At 68.4% G+C, this 18,131-nt stretch carries 13 protein-coding genes; 4 read left to right on the forward strand and 9 right to left on the reverse strand.

The genetic code is table 11. From position 1 onward, the window contains the following. Nucleotides 1-14 precede the first annotated feature (14 nt). Nucleotides 15-3,371: a DUF3376 domain-containing protein gene (locus tag ED92_RS11485; RefSeq protein ID WP_037336765.1), complete on the reverse strand. Its 3,357-nt coding sequence runs from the start codon at nucleotides 3,369-3,371 to the stop codon at nucleotides 15-17. A 152-nt stretch (nucleotides 3,372-3,523) separates the two neighbouring features. Between ED92_RS11485 and ED92_RS11490 the strand changes: the two genes are divergently transcribed. Next, nucleotides 3,524-4,981 (forward strand): DUF885 family protein, encoded by a 1,458-nt coding sequence (locus tag ED92_RS11490; RefSeq protein ID WP_037336767.1) that lies wholly within the window; start codon nucleotides 3,524-3,526, stop codon nucleotides 4,979-4,981. Nucleotides 4,982-5,003: 22 nt separating this feature from the next. Here the strand turns inward: ED92_RS11490 and ED92_RS11495 are convergent, their stop codons facing one another. The 3 genes from ED92_RS11495 to ED92_RS42885 form a co-directional block, all read right to left on the reverse strand. After that, nucleotides 5,004-7,457: a LamG-like jellyroll fold domain-containing protein gene (locus tag ED92_RS11495; protein ID WP_037336769.1), complete on the reverse strand. Its 2,454-nt coding sequence runs from the start codon at nucleotides 7,455-7,457 to the stop codon at nucleotides 5,004-5,006. 275 nt (nucleotides 7,458-7,732) lie between these two features. After that, nucleotides 7,733-8,254 (reverse strand): HAD domain-containing protein, encoded by a 522-nt coding sequence (locus ED92_RS11500; RefSeq protein WP_037336771.1) that lies wholly within the window; start codon nucleotides 8,252-8,254, stop codon nucleotides 7,733-7,735. A gap of 11 nt (nucleotides 8,255-8,265) precedes the next feature. Next, complete coding sequence (locus tag ED92_RS42885) at nucleotides 8,266-8,406, reverse strand: hypothetical protein (protein ID WP_162483734.1); 141 nt, start codon at nucleotides 8,404-8,406, stop codon at nucleotides 8,266-8,268. Nucleotides 8,407-8,680: 274 nt separating this feature from the next. On the opposite strand from ED92_RS42885, the gene ED92_RS11505 reads away from it, so the two are divergent. Next, entirely contained in the window at nucleotides 8,681-10,264 is a 1,584-nt protein-coding gene (locus ED92_RS11505; protein WP_037336773.1) for an FAD-binding oxidoreductase, read from the forward strand. On the opposite strand, the gene ED92_RS11510 is transcribed toward ED92_RS11505, so the two are convergent. Next, on the reverse strand, nucleotides 10,239-11,162 hold the full coding sequence (locus tag ED92_RS11510) for a LysR family transcriptional regulator (RefSeq protein ID WP_037336775.1): 924 nt from the start codon (nucleotides 11,160-11,162) through the stop codon (nucleotides 10,239-10,241). The two genes, ED92_RS11505 and ED92_RS11510, sit on opposite strands and share 26 nt — an antisense overlap. Before the next feature lie 142 nt (nucleotides 11,163-11,304). Here ED92_RS11510 and ED92_RS11515 point away from each other — a divergent pair, with 142 nt between their 5' ends. Both ED92_RS11515 and ED92_RS11520 read left to right on the forward strand, forming a co-directional pair. After that, nucleotides 11,305-12,666, forward strand: a complete 1,362-nt coding sequence (locus ED92_RS11515) for a M20 family metallopeptidase (RefSeq protein ID WP_037339804.1) — start codon at nucleotides 11,305-11,307, stop codon at nucleotides 12,664-12,666. Next, nucleotides 12,663-13,940: an MFS transporter gene (locus ED92_RS11520; protein ID WP_037336776.1), complete on the forward strand. Its 1,278-nt coding sequence runs from the start codon at nucleotides 12,663-12,665 to the stop codon at nucleotides 13,938-13,940. Before ED92_RS11515 ends, ED92_RS11520 begins: the two co-directional genes overlap by 4 nt. Before the next feature lie 108 nt (nucleotides 13,941-14,048). On the opposite strand, the gene ED92_RS11525 is transcribed toward ED92_RS11520, so the two are convergent. The 4 genes from ED92_RS11525 to ED92_RS11535 all read right to left on the reverse strand — a co-directional run bounded on the left by ED92_RS11525 (nucleotide 14,049) and on the right by ED92_RS11535 (nucleotide 18,073). Next, a complete protein-coding gene (locus tag ED92_RS11525) occupies nucleotides 14,049-15,293 on the reverse strand; it encodes an HNH endonuclease signature motif containing protein (RefSeq protein ID WP_037336778.1) in 1,245 nt (414 codons plus the stop codon). Between the two features lie 142 nt (nucleotides 15,294-15,435). Continuing rightward, on the reverse strand, nucleotides 15,436-15,597 hold the full coding sequence (locus tag ED92_RS42890; protein ID WP_162483735.1) for a hypothetical protein: 162 nt from the start codon (nucleotides 15,595-15,597) through the stop codon (nucleotides 15,436-15,438). Nucleotides 15,598-15,692: 95 nt separating this feature from the next. Further along, nucleotides 15,693-16,475: a tyrosine-protein phosphatase gene (locus tag ED92_RS11530; RefSeq protein ID WP_037336780.1), complete on the reverse strand. Its 783-nt coding sequence runs from the start codon at nucleotides 16,473-16,475 to the stop codon at nucleotides 15,693-15,695. Between the two features lie 14 nt (nucleotides 16,476-16,489). After that, nucleotides 16,490-18,073: an AMP-binding protein gene (locus ED92_RS11535; RefSeq protein ID WP_037336782.1), complete on the reverse strand. Its 1,584-nt coding sequence runs from the start codon at nucleotides 18,071-18,073 to the stop codon at nucleotides 16,490-16,492. Nucleotides 18,074-18,131 lie beyond the last annotated feature (58 nt).

Here is an 18,131-nt window from a genome sequence, read left to right on the forward strand (position 1 = left end):
AGTAGGAAGTCCTACTATGTCGTGGTTGTGGTGTACGCCTCAGCCGAATTCGACGGCGCGAGCGGCGGGTCGGGGAAGTACCTGGTCAGCATGACCGTCTCCCACGCGATGGTGAAGTAGAGGATGCCGGTGGCCGCCCAGCCGGTGAGTGGTTCTCCCGGCCAGAGCAGCACGGAGGCCAGCGCGGTCAGCGACGCGGCGACGAGCGCGGGGAAGAGCACGGTGAGCCCGACGAAGGTGAGACGGCGCCCGCGCCCGCTCCGGATGCCGACGGCGGTGACGCCCCACAACGAGACGAGAACGCTCAGCGCGCTCAACCCGCCGACGTAGGCGGCACGCTCCCAGGGATCGAATTCCCACGGCAGTGCGGTTCTTCGCAGGAGCAGGCCCAGGCCGAGCAGGTAGAGCAACGCGCCCACCGCGAACGCGACCACCCGCCGGAACGGGGTCGCTCCGCCCTTGTCCGGCAGGTAGTGCCAGCAGAAGTACCCGCCCGCGAAGCCGATCCCGATCGCCAGGAAAAGGTGACCCGGCGGGCTGAACCACTCGTTCGTGCCGACCGACACCGCGCCCCACGCGAGCAACGCGGCGACGACACTCCACAAGGGAGCGAGGAAGCCGATCAGCAGAGGCGGCACGACCATGGGCTTGGTCACCGCGAACAGCGTCCGTCCCAGTTTGGCGCCCTTGCTCGTTCCCGCGGGCTGGATCGCCCGCCAGGTGACCAGGCCGAGGCGCAGGCCCGCTCTTCGGAGATGGGGGCGTTTGAAGAGCACGCGCACCGTTTCGGCGCCCACCTTGCCGAGAACCTGGGCCTTGTCCGAGAGCCGGGCGACGGAGGTCCCGGTCGCTTCCTTGAGCTGCGTGCCGGTGGGCGGGATGTCGCCGTTGTGCCGCAATTCGGCGAGGCCGGTGAGCAGCGGGATCTCCTGTTGCAGGATGTTCCAGTGCAGCCAGGTGGTGAGCAGGATCGGGAGCCTGTGCCGGACGTTCGCCGGGGTCACGCCGAGTGCTTCCCAAGGTCCGATGAGCCCCGCCAGTTCGGGACGTGCGTCGAGGTCGTCCGAAGTCTTGCCGAAGACGTGGACGTAATGCTCGGCATAGAGATCCCGGAGCCACTCGACGAGCTCGGTGTCCTTCCTCGCCTGGAGACGCTCGCTCCTGGCGACGACGTCGACCAGCGAACAGGCCGCGTCGAGGCGGCCCCAGGTCCAGTCGTTGAGCCGCCAGCGCGAGGACAGGAAACTGGCGAAGTTCATCAACTGGTTCCCGCTGAGTTTGCGCTCGACCCGCTGGATGTCGTCGGCCGGTGGCTCGGCCAGCAGGATCGGTTCCAGGGGGCTCTTCGCGACCGCGGACATGGCGTGCACGCGGATCCGGCTCGGCTCGGAGAGCGGATCGGGGCGGAGGGGGCCGATCAGGAGTTCGGCCACGGCGAAGACGTCGAGCGTCGACTTCAGGTCGATACGTGCCGCCTCGTAGAGCGCGGTGAACCCCGGCGCCTTCGCGCGTTTACCCAGTGCGGAGACGAGTTCCCTGGCCAGTTTCCCGACCCGGCGCCAGATCGGGGTGAGGAACGGTTCCGGGAAGTCCGGCGCGACGGGGAGCAGATCCGCGTGGACGGCGTGTTCGGCGACGTCGGCGATGGCGCAGCACCAGTTCTCTCCGGACCGGAGTCCGCCCGCGGTCTCGATGAAGCAGGCGAGACGACGGCAGGCCGCCATGACCCAGGGAAGGACTTCGAAATCCGGTGAGCCACCGCGGAGGAGCAACCGATCGCGGCAGGCAAGGAGGACTTCGCAGGCGAAGCGGGTCTCGTAGAGCTTGTCGCGGATCGAACTGAGCGCCGCCTTCTGCTTCTTGTTCAGGGTTTGCCCGGCTTCGATGGCCTGGACCCAGTCCAGGACCAGTGCGACGGCGCGGGCGGGCGCCAGCAGGGAACGGAACCATGAGACGGTGAGCTTCTTCGCTCCGGGCACACAGACGAGGTCGGGAACGGCGGGGCCCCGCAGGAGTTCGAGGATCGGAGCGGCGGCCTGGCCGGAGGTGAACGTGCGGCTGTCGGGGATCGGCAGCGGATCGGGACCGGTCAACGAGATCGGGTCGTCGACCAGTCTCGCCAGCCGGTCGGCCTCCACGGAGGCAACGGCCTCGGCATAGCGCGGCATCAGCTTCCTGCGTGCCTTCGCGCCGGGGAGGTTTCGCAGGCTGGGGTCCCCGGGAAGGCCGCCGGCGGTGCCGTGCAGCCGTTGCGCGGACGTCCAGGCGTCGCTGAGTTCGGCCGCGTCGTCCAACAGGGACTCGCTGTTCATCTTGGTGCGGACCAAGGCTTTGACCACCCGCGCCAGCCGGGCGAGCGAGCCCTGTTCCTTGCTGTTGGCGGGGAGTTTGGCCGGCGTCGGCGGCACCGGCTGCAGATAGAGCAACCAGCGGTCGACGGGTGCCTGCGCGGGCGCGCCGGCGACCGCGCGGATCGCCCAGGAGAGCGGGATGTTGTCGAGGACACCGCCGTCCATCAACTGCGCCTGGGTGCCGCCCACGTCCGGGACACCGGTCTCGCTGCACGTGCCGACGGCGTCGAGCCACGGCTTGTCGTCGACGATCTCGGGACCGGTCACCGTCAGCCTCGCCGGTTCGAATGCCCCGGGGAACGACGATGTGGTCCGCGCGGCGTAGGCGAGCCGGTCGAGATGTGCCGTCGAACCGGCGGGGAAATCGCTGAAGATCGGGTGGGCGACCCCGCATTCGGTCCGGTAATGGCGAAAGGCGAGGTGAGCCTGAGACCAGCTCGCGAGCAGGGCCTGTCCGACGGAAGGGCGCAGGTATTCATTGCGCGGGAACAGCCTCGTGGCGGTGAGGATGAGCCGGACGAGACGAGGGGAGGCATCGGTGCGCAAGGGATTGCACGACGAGGTGTCGAGCAATTGTTTCACCTGTTCCGCGAGCTTCGCGTAGAAGCCGCCGTCGCCGTCGAGCAGAGAAGGCGGGATTCCGTGCCCGGGGTGCCGGGTGAGCAACTCGAGATCGCCCAATTTGAGCCAGATGTCCCGGATTCCGTCGTCGAAACGCATTCCGTAGACGAGATGACTGGCGAGCAGCGCGCCGTTGAGCCCGCCCGCGCTGGTCCCGGCGATGACATCGACATCGACGTGCTCGTATCCGGCGACGGTGAGGATCTTCCGGTAAATGGCGCGCTGCGTGATATCCCGTGCCGTCACCGCTTCCGGCGAATCCTGGGAACCGTCGGCGGACCGGAGCGCGGTGATTTCGCGGCACGCGCCGCCCATCCATACGGCGAGGCTGACACCACCACGCATGCAGAGCGCGAGGCGGAGATCGTGCGGACGTGCGGAAGAATTCATGATGGTCATCGCTGCCTCCCTGCGAAGAGGTCGGCGATTCCGGAACAGGGGTTACCGGAATGCGTAAACGATGAGTGGTCGTGACGCATTCGAAGCTGATCTGCTTTGCGATCGCTAATATCTGCGAGCGAACGAAGGGCCCGGTCTGGTAGTCATCGGTCATGAGCGATGAGCCCACCGCGGCGGAATTGGCCGACGAACTCCTCGACGTCCTCGCGACCGAACTTCCTTTGATGGCGACGTTCGACAACGTCCCCGGCCACGACCACGAATTGCGGGACGTTTCGAAGGCGGGGGACGACCGGCTGCGGGAGCGGGCCGTCCGGATCGCCGGGCTCGCCGCCCGGTCCGCCGATCCGGACCGGATCACCCTCGGGGTCATCGCCCATCACGCGGAATCGCTCCTGACCAGGCTGGATTCGCGGTTGACGGAATTCGTCCTCGCCGATCCGATGGTGGCCGAAGGGGTCGAACGCCACCCGTTGCTCGTCCCGCCGCTGACCGGCGACCGCGTCGCGCGCCGGGAGCGGCTGTTCGCCGAGCGGGTGCGGCCGGCGCTCGTCGCCTACCGCGAGATGCTCGCCCGGGAGATCGCCGGACACGGCCGCCCCGACGACCGGCCGGGTCTCTGCTGGCTGGACGGCGGAAAGGAGAGTTACGCCGGCCTGGTCAAGACGCACACCACCACCGGGATCTCGCCGGAGGAACTGCACGAGACCGGTCTCGCACTCGGCCGGGCGCTGGACGAGGAGTACCGGCGGCTCGGCGCGGCCGTGTTCGGTGAGGACGACCCCGTCGCGGTCCGGCGGCGGATGCGCACCGATCCGTCGCTGCGCTGGCGGGACGCGGACGAGATGATCACGACCGCGACGGAAGCGGTCGCGCGGGCCGCGGCCGCCGCGCCCGGCTGGTTCCGGCGGATACCGTCGGCCGAATGCGTCGTGCGTGCCGTGCCGGAAGCCGACGGGCCCTCCGCCGCGCAGGCGTACTACATGCCGCCGTCGGCGGACGGCAGCCGACCCGGCGTCTACTCCACCAACACCTACCGGGTGACCGAGCGGTTCCGGTTCATCGCCGAGTCGGTCGCCTTCCACGAAGCCGTTCCAGGGCACCATTTCCAGGCAGGAGTGTCCTACGAGCTGGAGGACGTGCCGCGGCTGCGCAGGCTCGTCCCGCTTTCGGCGTTCGACGAGGGCTGGGCGCTCTACACCGAACGGCTCGCCGACGAGATGGCGCTGTACTCCGACGACGTGATGCGGCTCGGCATGGTCGCCGAGGATTCCTTGCGCGCCGCGCGGCTCGTCGTCGACACCGGACTGCACGCGCTGGGCTGGAGCAGGCAGCGATGCGTGGACTACCTCGCGGACCATTGCGTGCTCAGTGACGTCGAAGTGCGATCGGAGACCGACCGCTACATCGAATGGCCCGGTCAGGCGCTGTCGTACATGACGGGCAGGCTGGAGATCCAGCGGTTGCGTGCCTTCGCCGAGGAACAGTTGGGGGAGGCGTTCGACATCCGCGACTTCCACGACGTCGTCCTCAGGAACGGGCAGGTGCCGCTGCCCGTGCTCGGCGACATCGTGCGGGAATGGGTGACGGGCACGCGGCGCCGGGAGTGACCCCGGCGCCGCGTGCTCGGGCTCAGTCGCGCTTCGCGAGCGTGGCGACCTCGGCGTCGGACAGCGGCCGGTCGTAGAGCCGGACGTCGTCCACCGCGCCACGCAGGAAGTCCACCTGCTGACCGCCGTACTGGCCGCGGCCGATCACCGTGTGCCCGGTGCTCGGGGCGGCCGAGCAGGCGTTCTGCGAGGCGACCTTCGTGCCGTCGACGTACAGCGACAACGTGCCCGCCTTGGCGTCGCGAACCCCGGTCAGGTGGTACCAGCGGCCGACTTCCGGCTTCTCCGGCGACAGGGCGCGGAGGCCGACGAAGCTCATCGCCCACCGCTGGTCCTGCCCGGAGTACTGCAGGAAGAACGCGCTGTCGCGACCGGTGTCCTGGCTGACGACGGTCTGGAACGCGCCGCTCGCCTCATCCAGCTTCGCCCACGCCGAAACCGAGTAGCTGCCCGCCGTGTTGACGAGGTTCGCCCCGGTGTCGGCCTGCCCGTTGCCCGCGAAGGCCAGCGCGCCACCTTCGACACCGCCCGCCCACTGCGCGTTGGTCAGCGTGGCGTGTGCACTGCCGACCGAGTCCTTGGCACTGGAACCGGTGCCCTCGTCGAACTTGTAGGCGTGCACGCCGTCGATCCCCGGAGTGCCGGGGCCGGGGTCGGGCGCGCCCGAGCCGCTGCCGTCGGCGTTGCGGATGATCGCCTGGTTGACCGCGCGCACCTGCGCGAAGTCCATCTTCTTCACCTGCCTGTCGTAGGTGAAGAAGCCGTTGACCTCGTGCTCGACGTCGGTGATCTGCGTGTAGATCGAGCCGCTGATACCGCAACTCTGCGCGGACGCGAGCACGTCACGCTGATTCTGGACGTAGCGGCTGTTCAGGGTCGCCTGGTCCTTCACCATCTCGTACGCGTGGCCTTCGCCGAACCACATGTGGTCCTGGACTTCGAGGCCGTAGCCGCCGTGCTCACCGTCGATCGAGATCCGCTTGGCGTCGGGCATCGGCTTCGCGGGGCCGGGGTAGGAGTGCCAGTCGAGGACGTCGCCCTTGCCCGAGTCACCGAGCGAATCGCAGCAATTGACCCCGCTGTGCGCGTTGACCAGCCGGGTCGGGTCCTGGGCCTTGACGCTCTCGGCGACCTGCCCGGTCTCCTCGCGCGACCACTCCGCCCAACCCTCGTTGAACGGCACATAGCCGACGATCGAGGTCCAGTTCTTCTTCTGGTCGACCAATTCCTTCAGTTCGGCCTTGAACTGCCGCTGGGCGTCGACCGGCGGGCGGCCGCCCGTGCGCATCGACGGCATGTCCTGCCAGACGAGCAGGCCGAGTTTGTCGGCGTGGTGGTACCAGCGATCGGGTTCGGTCTTGATGTGCTTGCGGACCGTGTTGAAGCCGAGGACCTTGTGCTGCTCGAGATCGAAGCGCAGCGCCTGGTCGGTCGGCGCGGTGTAGATGCCGTCCGGCCAGTAACCCTGGTCCAAAGTGGACTGGAGGAAGAGGATCTTGCCGTTGAGGGTGAACCGGAGTTTGCCGTCGGCGCCCTTCGCGGTGCCGAATTCACGCATGCCGAAGTAGGACGACACCTTGTCCACGGTGCGGCGGCCGTCCTTCAGTTCGACGTCGAGGTCGTAGAGGAACGGCGAGTCCGGCGACCAGAGTTTCGCCTGGGGCACCGGCAGCGAGATCGTGCCGGCCGCGGCCGCCTTGCTGCGGCTGACCACCTTCCGGCCGTCGCGGACCACGGCCTCGACGGTCAGCCCGGAGTTGCCGCCGGTGTCGACGGTGAGCTTGAGCGTGGAGGATTTGAGATCGGGGACCATGCCGAGCGTGCCGACGTGCTTGGCCGCGACCGGTTCCATCCACACCGTCTGCCAGATCCCCGACGCGCCTTCGTAGAAGATCCCGCGGTCGGGGACCCGGCGCTGTTTGCCGACGGGCTGCCAGGTGGCGTCGGTGCGATCCTCGACGCCGACGATGATCTCCTGCTCTCCCTGGGGTTTCAGCGCCGAGGTGACGTCCGCGGAGAACGCGCCGTAGCCACCCTGGTGCGCGGCGACCTCCTTGCCGTTGACGTAGACCTTCGCCTTGTAGTCGACCGCGCCGAAGTTGATCCGGAGGGTGTTGTCCTTGCCGACGTTCCAGTTCCGGGGCACGGTGAACGTGCGCCGGTACCACATGAAGTCCTCGTGCCGCTGGATCCCGGACAGCGCCGATTCGGTGGGGTAGGGGACCAGGATCTTCTCGGCGAGCTTCTCGCCGAAGGGCGGGACCTCACCGGGTGCGGCGCCGGCGAACTCCCAGACCCCGTTGAGGTTCTGCCAGTTCTCGCGCACCAGTTGCGGCCGCGGGTACTCGGGCAACGCGTTGGTGGGCGAAACCTGGTTCGTCCACGGGGTGGTCAGGCGTGGCTTGCCCATCTTCCAGCCGCTCTCCGCGGCCGTCGCGGCCCCCGGCGTCGACGCCAGGGCGGTGAGGGCGACCACCGCGGCGGTCAGGGATTTCCGGAAGCGTCTCCGGGGGCGTTGTGGTGACAACGTTGGCAACATCTGCTCGACACCCTTCTCCGGGGGCGGCCGCCTCGGCGGAGGTACGCCTCCCGCTGGACCTGTGCAGGCGTGAAACCACGACCCCGTGGCCGGTGGGAACCGGTGTGAGCCGGGCCACGGCTGGCCGTCAGGATGTTTTTACATCGTTGATACAACGTTGTAAAGCGTCGAAGGCGTCGAATCGGTCGTGGGCGGAAGAGCTGTCCGGTGTGTCAGGAGCGGCGGGATTCCCGCAGCCATGCGTGGAGTTCGCGGTAGTCGTCGCCGGTCAGGCCCCGCTGGGGATCGACGCGGTACAGCAGCGCCGGCGCGGTGTGCAGGCCGGACACCCAGTCGCGGTCGACGTCGGAAATCTCGTCGTCGATCCAGGCGAACGGGCGACCCTGGGCGTGCTCCAGGAGAGGGCGCGTCTTCCAGTGCAGGCCGATACGGGTGTCGAACTCGTCGCTGTCGGAGGGCTCCGGCCAGTCCACGACCGGCAGGCTGGGCAGGCCGAGCCTGGGAGAGAGGGAGTCGTTGGCATCGTGCAGCCAGGTCGTGGCCCAGACGAGTTCGCCGGGAAGGGCTCGCAGCCTCGACCCGTGCGAAGGGTCGAGCCGGCCGAGGAGCGGGTTCTCGTCATGCCGCGGCGACGGTGCGAACGACCGGTAGTGGGACGGGTCGAGACCGAACGGGATGAGCGGGCCATCGACGTCGACGTAGATCAGGGGGAGTGTTTTGGGGGCGGCCGTCACGAAGACGCACGTTAGCGGTCTTCGCAGTCTACCCACTCGAAATACCCGGTCCCCGAAACCGCCCGGCTCCTGAACGCGCCCTCGAACGAGTACGCGCCCGCCGCGCGGACGTCGGTGAGCAACAGCTGGGTGCGCTCGTCGAGGTTGATCACGTGGTGGGTGAAGAAGTCGACCGGCAGCTTCGGTCGTAGATCGGCGTCCGCACGAAGTAGGAGACCTGTGGCGTCGTGGTGATCGCGAGACCCGCGCCGAAGCCGCCGTAATCCGCGCGCAGGCGGTGATGCGGTGATCCAGCCGGGGCAGGATCCGGTCGACCAGAACGGGGGCGGCTTTCCTCAGCAGCCCGGCGGTGCGGTGCTCCATGCGTTGACACGCTAACTGACTGATAAGTAACTTACTAGAGAGTCAGATCGAACGGAGGCGACGATGCCGGCCGAGGAGCGTTCGTGGTGGGGCTGGGGCACCACCGACGGCGAACTGTCCAGGGAAGAGTCCGACGCGCTGGTCGCCCGCACCTCGGGTGTGCTGCCCGGCCACGACTTCGCCGACCACGCGCCACCGGACCCCGCGGCTCTCGACCTCCCGGCGCCGAGGATCCGGCCGCCCGCGACGCTCGCCGCGTTGTGCAATGACGGGGCGGTCGACCGGCTGTCCCACGCGCGCGGCAAGGCGTTCCGCGACGTCGTCCGCAATCTGCTCGGACGGCTCGACCACGTGCCGGATCTGGTCGCCCGCCCGCGCACGGAACAGGACGTCGTCGACCTCCTGGACTGGTGCACGGCCTCCGGGATCCCGCTGATTCCTTACGGTGGCGGCAGTTCCGTGGTCGGCGGGGTCGAACCGCGGTTCGACGGCCCCGCGGTCTCGATGGATCTGGCCGGTCTCGGCGAGGTACTCGAAGTGGACACGGTCAGCCGCGCGGCGCGGATCCAGGCCGGGATCTTCGGGCCCGCGCTGGAAGACCGGCTTCGCCCGCTGGGGCTGACCCTGCGGCATTTCCCGCAGTCGTTCGCCCATTCGACGCTCGGCGGCTGGCTCGCCACGCGCGCGGGCGGGCATTTCGCCACCCTCGCCACGCATATCGACGATCTCACCGAATCGCTGCGCGTCGTCACACCCGCCGGGATCAGCGAATCGCGGCGCCTGCCCGGCTCGGGCGCCGGCCCCTCGCCGGACCGGATGTTCCTCGGCTCCGAGGGGACGCTCGGCGTGATCACCGAAGCCTGGATGCGGCTGCAGGACCGGCCGGTCTGGCAGGTGACCGCGTCCGTCGCCTTCGAACGGCAGGAAGACGCCGTCGCCGCCACCCGCGCGATCGCGCAGTCCGGGCTGTACCCGTCGAACTGCCGTCTGCTCGACCCGGCGGAGGCGTTCATCAACGCGGGCGCGAGTGTGGGCGGCGGCCTCCTGCTGGTCGCGTTCGAATCCGCCGATCACCCGGTCGACACCTGGCTCGACCGCGCGCTCGAACTGACCGCGGGCCACGGCGGTGTCGTGAAAGCCAGGCGCGGCAAGGATTCCGCCGGTCAGGACAGCGCGTCGGCGTGGCGGTCGGCCTTCTTGCGGATGCCCTATCAACGCGACGCGCTGGCCCGCCGCTCGCTGATCGTCGAGACCTTCGAAACCGCGTGCACGTGGGACGGCTTCCCGGAGTTCCACGACGCGATCACCTCGGCGGCCCGCGCCGCGATCGACGAGGTGTGCGGCGGCGCGGGCGTCGTCACCTGCCGTTTCAGCCACGTGTACCCCGACGGACCCGCGCCTTATTACGGGATCTACGCCGCCGGGCGCTGGGGGAGCACGGTCGCGCAGTGGGACGAGATCAAGACCGCCGTCTCCGAGGCGATCGCGGGCCACGGCGGCACGATCACCCATCACCACGCCGTCGGCCGCGATCACCGGCCCTGGTACGACCGGCAGCGTCCCGGCCCCTTCGCCGCCGCGATCACCGCTGCCAAATCGGTGCTCGACCCGGCGGGAATCCTCAATCCCGGAGTGCTGATCGGCTGACCGGCGCTCGGACGAACGACGTCAGCAGCGCGGTGAACCGCATGGCCGCCAAGGACAACGTCCGTCCCGCCATGGTCTGCACCTGGGCTTCGCGTTTGCGGAACACGGCGTTGTCGAGCAGCACGTAGGCGACCCCTTCGGTGGCCGCGTCCTGCTCGATGTCACCCAGCCCGCCGACCAGGGCGATCCCGCCGCCACAGCGGACGAACTCGTACTTCGGGCTCAGTTCGTTGCACTCCAGCACCGGATGCGCCGTGAGGTTCTCGATCCGTGCGGCGATGTCGAACAGGTCGCGCAGGCTCTGCCCCGGCGCCGGCAGCGCGAGCGGATGCCTGCACAGTTCGGCGAGCCCGACGGCGTCGCGGCTGGTCAGCGGATGATCGAGCGGGACGATCGCGTACACCGGGACCACGACGGCGCTCTCGACGCGCACGCCGTGCTGAGGCCCGGTCGCGAACGTGACGGCGACGTCCGCCGCGCCTTCGAGGACGCGGCGCGTCGCCTCGTCCCTGGTCACGACGTCGATGTGGAACGAGACGTCGTGGTCGCGCCGGAACGCGGCGATGGCCTGCGGCACCACGCGGCGGGCGAACCCTTCGGAGCAGGCGACCGTCAGCGACCGGGCGTGCAGCCCGCGGCCGGTGCGGAGTTCGTCGACGAGAACGGCGGATTCGGCCTCGCTGCGCCGGACGTGGTCCAGCAGCCGGGTCCCGGCCTCGGTCGGCACCATGCCCCGCGGATGCCGGACGAACAACGGCACCCCGATGCCGGCTTCGAGTTTGGCGATCTGACGGCTGATGGCCGAGGGGGCCACGGTCAGTTCGGTCGCCGCCTCGGACACCGAACCGGTGCGGGCGACTTCGAGGAAGTACGTCAGCGCGATCGGCAGTAGTCGCATCAAGGGCTCCGCAGGTTTGCTGCAATGAGAACGCGGAGCACGGTAAACGGCAATGGTCAGGGTACGCAAACCGACTTACGCTCCACTGCGACACTCGACGAGCGAATCGGGAGACAACGCGGTGATCCCAGCGGAACTGGTCATGAAAGCCCACGAGCACGTCGACTCCGGCGCGTTCTTCGCCGAGCTCGCCGAGCTAGTCCGATATCCGACGGTGAGCGACCATCCGAGCGGTCGCGTTGCCATCAAGGCATACCTGGACGAGGTGCTCACCCCCGCGCTGACCGCGCTCGGCTGCTCCGTGGAGACGTACCCGAACCCCGACCCGGCCGGCGGCCCGTTCCTGATCGGCACCCGTATCGAGCGCCCAGAGCTGCCGACCCTCCTGTGCTACGGCCACGCCGACGTCGTCGACGGGCACGAGGGCCGGTGGAGCGAGGGCCGGGACCCGTGGACGCTGACCGCCGACGGCGAGCGCTGGTACGGCCGCGGTTCGGCGGACAACAAGGGACAGCACCTGGTCAATCTGACCGCGCTCAGGCTCATCCTCGCCGAAACGGGCTCGCTCGGTTTCAACCTGAAGTTCCTGTTCGAGACCGGGGAGGAGATCGGCTCGCCCGGGCTCGACGAGTTCGTCGAGGCGAACCGGGAGGCGCTGAGCGCCGACGTCCTCATCGCGTCCGACGGTCCGCGCCTGGACGCGGCGACGCCGACGCTGTTCCTCGGCGCGCGGGGCAGCGTCCGGATCGCGCTCGACGTCGATCTCCGGCCCGACGCCTATCATTCGGGGAACTGGGGCGGTGTCCTGCGTAATCCGGCCACCACCCTCGCCGGGGCGATCGCCTCTCTCGTCGACGGGCACGGCCGCGTCCAGGTGCCGGAGCTCCTGCCGCCCGAGCTTCCCGACAGTGTCCGTGCGGCGCTCGCCGACCTCGAGATCGGGAACAAGCCGGGCGATCCGGCGCTGGACGACGGCTGGGGCGACACCAAGCTGACCGCGGCCGAGCGGCTGTACGGCTGGAACACGCTCGAAGTCCTTTCGCTCGGCGCGGCCGACATCGACCGTCCGGTCAACGCCATCCCTGGCCGCGCCCGGGCGATGCTGCAACTGCGCTACGTCGCGGGGACCGACGTCGACGGCGTGGGCGAGGCGATCACGAAACATCTTGCCGCTAAAGGGTTTTCGATGGTCGACGTCACCGCGGAGGGCAGCTTCGTCGCCAGCCGTACCCCTGTCGACGACCCGTGGGTCGGCTGGGCGAAGAGCGTGCTCGACGAGGTTTCCGGGCAGCGGACGGCGATCCTGCCGAGCTTCGGCGGGGGATTGCCGAACCATGTGTTCACCGACCTGCTCGGCCTCCCGACGTTGTGGCTGCCGCATTCCTATCCCGGGTGCCTGCAGCACGCGCCCGACGAACACCTGCTCGCGCCGATCGCCCGGGAAGGGCTCGTCCTCGCCACTGCCCTGTTCCACGCACTCGGACGGCGCGGGGCGGAGGCATGACGGCCGACCAGACGGTGGCCAAGCCCCGTACGCCGTCGTCGACGCGGCGTGCGATCGCCGCGGCGACTATCGGCAACGCGCTCGAATGGTTCGACCTCGGCGTGTACGCGCTAATGGCGGCTTACATCGGCAAGACCTTCTTCCCTGGAGGGAACGCCGCCGTCCAGCTCGTCCAGGCCTACGCCGTCTTCGGCATCACGTTCCTCGTGCGTCCGCTCGGCGGTCTGGTGCTCGGCGCCTACGCCGACCGGTTCGGCCGTAAGAAGGCGCTGGTATTGACCATCTGGCTGATGGTCATCGGGACGTTCTTGCTCGCGGTGATGCCGGGTTACGCGACGATCGGTTTCCTCGCGCCGGTCGGTGTCATCGTCGCGCGGCTGATCCAGGGATTCGCCGCGGGTGGGGAATTCGGGGCGGCCACGTCGTTCCTGATCGAACAGGACGATCGCCGCAAGGGCTTCCTCGGCAGCTTCCAGTTCGCCAGCCAGGGTTTCGCGACGCTGATGTCCGCCGGGTTCGCCGCCGGGCTGACCGCCTCGCTCAGTGCCGACGCGATGACGTCGTGGGGTTGGCGGATCCCGTTCGTCTTCGGGCTGCTCGTCGGCCCGGTCGGCTACTACATCCGGCGTCACGTCGACGAACCCGAAGCCGCCCAAGAGAAACAGCCGACGTCAACGCCGGTTCGGACACTGTTCCGGTTCCACTGGGGCGGCCTGCTGATCGCCGGGGGAGCGCTGGTCGTCTCGACCTCGCTGAACTTCATCCTGCAGTCGCTGCCGACGTTCGCGATCAAGAACCTCGGCCTCGACGACTCGCTGTCGTTCGTCGCCCTGATGATCACCGCGGCCATCCTGACCTTCGTGACGCCGATCGTCGGACTGCTCACCGACCGGCACGGCCGCATCAGGATCATGATCGGGGCCGCGGCGGTGATCGGGGCCGGCGTGGTGCCGCTTTACCTGTGGGTCACCACCTCGCCGTCGTTCCTGACTCTCACGGTGACGATGACGATCCTGGGACTGTTGAAGGCGACCTACTTCGGCGCGCTTCCTTCGGTGATGGCCGACGTCTTCCCGGCCCACACCAGGGCGACGGGGCTTTCGTTCGCCTACAACGCCACCGTCGGGATCTTCGGCGGATTCACGCCGACCATCGCGACCGCGATGATCGCTGCTACTGGATCGCCGGTTTCGCCCGGCTATTACCTTTTGGCGACCGCTTCGCTCAGTATCGTCGCGCTGGTCGCGGCGAATCGACGGCGCGGGATCCGATGAATGGTGGTCGGTCCTGTTCGGGGTTCGCATTCTTCAGGGCGTAACCGGGTGCCGTGCCCAGGCATGCCGAGGGGCCCGTCGCCATGTGGTCGGCGGGCTCCCTCGGGTTCAGCGGTGGTTGCGGCGGGGTGTTTGGAGTGGGTCCAAGTACTGCGGTGGGATGAATTCGGGTCGGCCGTTGGTGATGTGGACTTTCCAGCCGGATTGGCCGTGGATGACCATGTGGTAGTAGCGGCAGAGTAGGCAGAGGTTGTTGAGGTCGGTGTCGCCGAGCTGTCCCCACGGGAGTATGTGGTGGGCTTCGCAGTGTTTCGGTCTTCGCCGGCAGCCGGGAAACGCGCATCCGTGGTCGCGCAGGTTCAAGGCGCGTCGTTGGGCGGGGGTGACGCTGCGGGCGGCGCGGCCGATGTCGAGGGGTTCGCTTTCGCTGCCGAGGAGGGCGGGGATGATTTTGGCGTCGCAGGCCAGCATCCGGGCGTGCCGGGCCGTGATCTGCGCGACCCCGTCGACGCAGGCCGCGCCAAGCCCGGAGGTCAGGGTTTCGAGCGGGATCGTGACCACGACCGTCGTCCGGTCTCCGGAGAGGGTGGGGGCTTTGTCGTTGGTCATCGCGTAGTGGATCGCGTCGAACAACGCGTCGCCATTGCGTTCGCCGGGGGTGCGGGGGTCGCGGTTGCCGTCTTCGTCGACGGGTCTTCGTTGTCCCCAGGTTTCGAACAGGGCGTTGGCGCGGGCCCCGAACTCGGGGTCGAGGAGGCCGTTGAGTCGCCACCACCCGTCGTCACGCTTCCGTAGATGCACCTCGCGCGACGGGGGTTTCAGGTCCTCGTCTTTGGGTTCGTTCCCGTCGGGGTCGAGATGGGCCAAGAGGTCGGCGCCGACGTTGGTGATCTCTTGGGGTCCGGCGTGGCGGGCAAGGGTGACCAGGATCTGCTCCGCGCCGGTCCGGTCATCGGCCGGCACCTCGGCCGGGATTTTCTTCAGCACGGCGAGGATCGGATCCAGCTGCTGATGCCCCAGGTCGCCTTCCGCCGCGGCGGCACCGGCGATCGGCGCGAACGCCGGGGCCGGGGTGCCGTCCAGATTCCGGCTCTCGTTCACCGCCAACGCGCGGGCCACCGTGTCACCGGCTTCTTTCGGGCTGATCCGCGCGGTCTCAGCGAACCAGCCCGCGGTCGAGCCGTGCCCGAACAACTCCATCGGGCCGCGGGATTCGATCTCGACCAGGAACTGCCCGACCTCCGCCAACGCCTGCCGTGCCACCGACAACCGCTCCACCACGCCATGCGCGAGCTCCCGCGCACCGGCACGCCACAACTCCTGCGGCGGTTCGAGGATGCGTTGTCCGGACACCCCACAAGAATACCGCATATCGAACAAGTGTGCGAATATGAAATAGATTCTCGAAAATCGTTCGAGTTTGTGGATTAGCCTGACGACAGGTGATAGTTGGCATTTATGGAGATAATCGGTCCAGTCGCTACCACAAGGACGCTCAACCATCGAGGCAATGGCGTGCGTCGTAGACCGCGCGGCCGATCGTTCGTTGCAACCGCCGCAGGATCTTGATCGTCTGCTCGTCCGAGAAGCCTGTCGTGATCGACCAATCCAGGCCAGATCCGAACACCTCTGGCCCCAGTGGCCAGATGACGTTCACCTGGCCACCTGGCGCTCACGGTCACAGTCATCGGTCAGCGTTCAACGGAGCGCGGCACATCGGCGTTTCATGCCAACTGTCACCTGTTGTCACAATTAGTCGTAACGTGATTTCAGAAGTCTCTCGCGGATATCGTCGAGGTCGGCGTCGCTGACACCGCCGGCGAGGAGATATCGCTCGACGTCAAAGCCCTCGAGAGTGCTCAGGATGGCGGCTCGGGTCGTGGTGCCGCGGTCGGTGAGGACGGACTGGATGATCGGTCCTTGGTCTTCGGTGCCCATCACGGCGAAGAGGGGCTTCACGGCCTCGGTGGACAGGTCGTAGTCCGTTGCGATGGCCTCCGGTCGCACGTCGGCCAGCGCCAGCAGCAGGAGGGCGATCAGGCCGGTGCGGTCTCGGCCCGCGCCACAGTGGAACAGGACACCGCCGGGTCCGCACCGGGCGAGCGCGGTGATGACGCCCGCGCACCGGCTGGCTTTCCGTTCGAGGAAGAGGCGGTAGTAGAGCGGGCTGCCGTTGAGTCGTTCCTTGTTGATGTGCTGCCAGAATTCGGTGTCCTCGATGTCGTCGAGGGGTACTTCGATGCGGTCGAAGCCGTTCGGTGTCGTCACACCTGCGGCGGCGAATTGCGCGGAGCCCGCCAGCGCTGTCGGGGACTTTGCCGTCGCCGGCCGGATCTCGTCGGCGTTGCGCAGATCGACAATGGTCCGGACACCGGATTGTCGTGCCTGCGACCAGCCTTTGTCGGTGACGAAACGAAGATCGGCCGCCCTGAAGAAGGCGCCGTAGCGAGTCGCATGGCCCGACCTGGTCGGCAAGCCGCCGAGATCCCTGGTGTTGTAGAAGCCTTCCCAGGTCACTGCTCTGCTCGTGTTCATGGCTTGAGAGTGGATCACAATTCCCGCAACAGATACCGCTGAAGCTTCCCGCTCGCATTACGCGGCAACTCCTCGATGAACCGCACACGCCGCGGATACTTGTACGGCGCCGCCGTCGCCTTCGCATGGTCTTGCAGGGCCCGGACCAGATCGTCCCCCGGCTCGATACCGGGCCGAGGGACGACGAACGCCGTGACGACCGAACCGCGATCCGGATCCGGTGTGCCGATCACGGCGCATTCGTCCACGTCCGGATGGGTCAGCAGGACCTCTTCGACCTCCGGGGCGGCGATGTTGTAGCCCGACGAGATGATCATGTCGTCGCTGCGCGCGACGAACCGGAAGTAGCCGTCGGCGTCGCGCACGTAGGTGTCGCCGGTGAAGTTCCAGCCGCCACGGACGTAGTCCCGCTGGCGCGGGTCTTCGAGGTAGCGGCAGCCGGTGGGGCCGCGCACCGCCAGGAATCCGGGCGTGCCGTCGGGTACGGGCGAGCCGTCGATGTCGAGAACGGCCGCCTGGTAGCCGGGTACGACCTTGCCGGTCGCGCCGGGACGGGCGTCGTCGTCGGCGGCGGAGATGAACACGTGCAGCATTTCCGTGCTGCCGAGCCCGTCGATGAGCGGCCGCCCGACGATCTCCCGGTACTGCTCGGCCACGGGAGCGGGAAGGGATTCGCCCGCGGAGACGGCTCGCCGCACTCCGGTCAGCAGCCGGCCGTCGCCAGTGTTCAGGATCGCGCGGTACGCGGTCGGAGCGGTGAAGAGGACCGTGACCCTCTTCTCGGCGACGATGGCGGCGAGTTCCGCCGGAGTGGCGCGTTCGACGAGCAACGTCGCCGCCCCTGCGCGCAAGGGAAAGACCAGCAGGCCGCCGAGGCCGAAGGTGAACGCTAACGGTGGTGTGCCACAGAAGAGATCGTCGGACGTCGGGCGTACGACGTGCCGCGAGAACGTGTCGGCGATCGCGAGCAGATCGCGATGGAAATGCATCGTCGCCTTCGGGGAGCCCGTCGTGCCGGAGGTGAAGGCCAGCAGGGCGACGTCGTCGGCCGCGGTCGGGACGTCGGCGAACGTCGCCGGATGCGCTTCCGCGCGGGCGGCGAGTTCCGTTCCGTACGCCACGACGGGCAGGTCGGGCGGGAGTTCGTCCAAGAGGCGCTCGTCGCAGACGGCGAGGGCGGGCTTCGCGCGGGCGACGATCTTGTCGAGTTCGGTCCGCCGCAGCATCGGCATGGTCGTGACGGCCACCGCGCCCGCCTTGAGCACGGCGAGCCACACCGTCGCGAGCCACGGCGTGTTGGTGCCCCGCAGCAGTACGCGATCGCCGGGGACCACACCGAATTCGGTGACCAGGACGTGGGCGACACGGTTGGCGCGGGCCAGGACTTCGCCGTATGTCCACGTTTCAGCGGGGGAGAGCAGACAGGGCCGGCCCGGGCCGAACCGCGCGACGGTGTCGTCGAGCAGTGTGGTCGCGGCGTTCAGCCTGTCGGGATAACGGAGTTCCGGCAGGGCGAAGACGAACTCCGGCCACTGATCGGCGGGAGGCAGCCGGTCGCGGCAGAACGGGTCGACATGCGCGCTGGGAGAAAGCCTCATCGTCGCCGCTCCTCGGTCCGGCCGTGCCCCCTCCCGCGAAGGTAGCACTTGTTACGAC

It is taken from the genome of Amycolatopsis sp. MJM2582, assembly GCF_000754115.1.
Classification (GTDB): Bacteria; Actinomycetota; Actinomycetes; order Mycobacteriales; family Pseudonocardiaceae; genus Amycolatopsis; species Amycolatopsis japonica.

Bases quoted from the DNA above. Each gene is read 5' to 3' on its own strand.
- ED92_RS11520 (WP_037336776.1), top strand. From the start codon at position 12,663: ATGACGGCCGACCAGACGGTGGCCAAGCCCCGTACGCCGTCGTCGACG.
- ED92_RS11505 (WP_037336773.1), top strand. From the start codon at position 8,681: ATGCCGGCCGAGGAGCGTTCGTGGTGGGGCTGGGGCACCACCGACGGC.
- ED92_RS11530 (WP_037336780.1), bottom strand. From the start codon at position 16,475: ATGAACACGAGCAGAGCAGTGACCTGGGAAGGCTTCTACAACACCAGG.
- ED92_RS11485 (WP_037336765.1), bottom strand. From the start codon at position 3,371: ATGACCATCATGAATTCTTCCGCACGTCCGCACGATCTCCGCCTCGCG.
- ED92_RS11515 (WP_037339804.1), top strand. From the start codon at position 11,305: ATGAAAGCCCACGAGCACGTCGACTCCGGCGCGTTCTTCGCCGAGCTC.
- ED92_RS11490 (WP_037336767.1), top strand. From the start codon at position 3,524: ATGAGCGATGAGCCCACCGCGGCGGAATTGGCCGACGAACTCCTCGAC.
- ED92_RS11510 (WP_037336775.1), bottom strand. From the start codon at position 11,162: ATGCGACTACTGCCGATCGCGCTGACGTACTTCCTCGAAGTCGCCCGC.
- ED92_RS11535 (WP_037336782.1), bottom strand. From the start codon at position 18,073: ATGAGGCTTTCTCCCAGCGCGCATGTCGACCCGTTCTGCCGCGACCGG.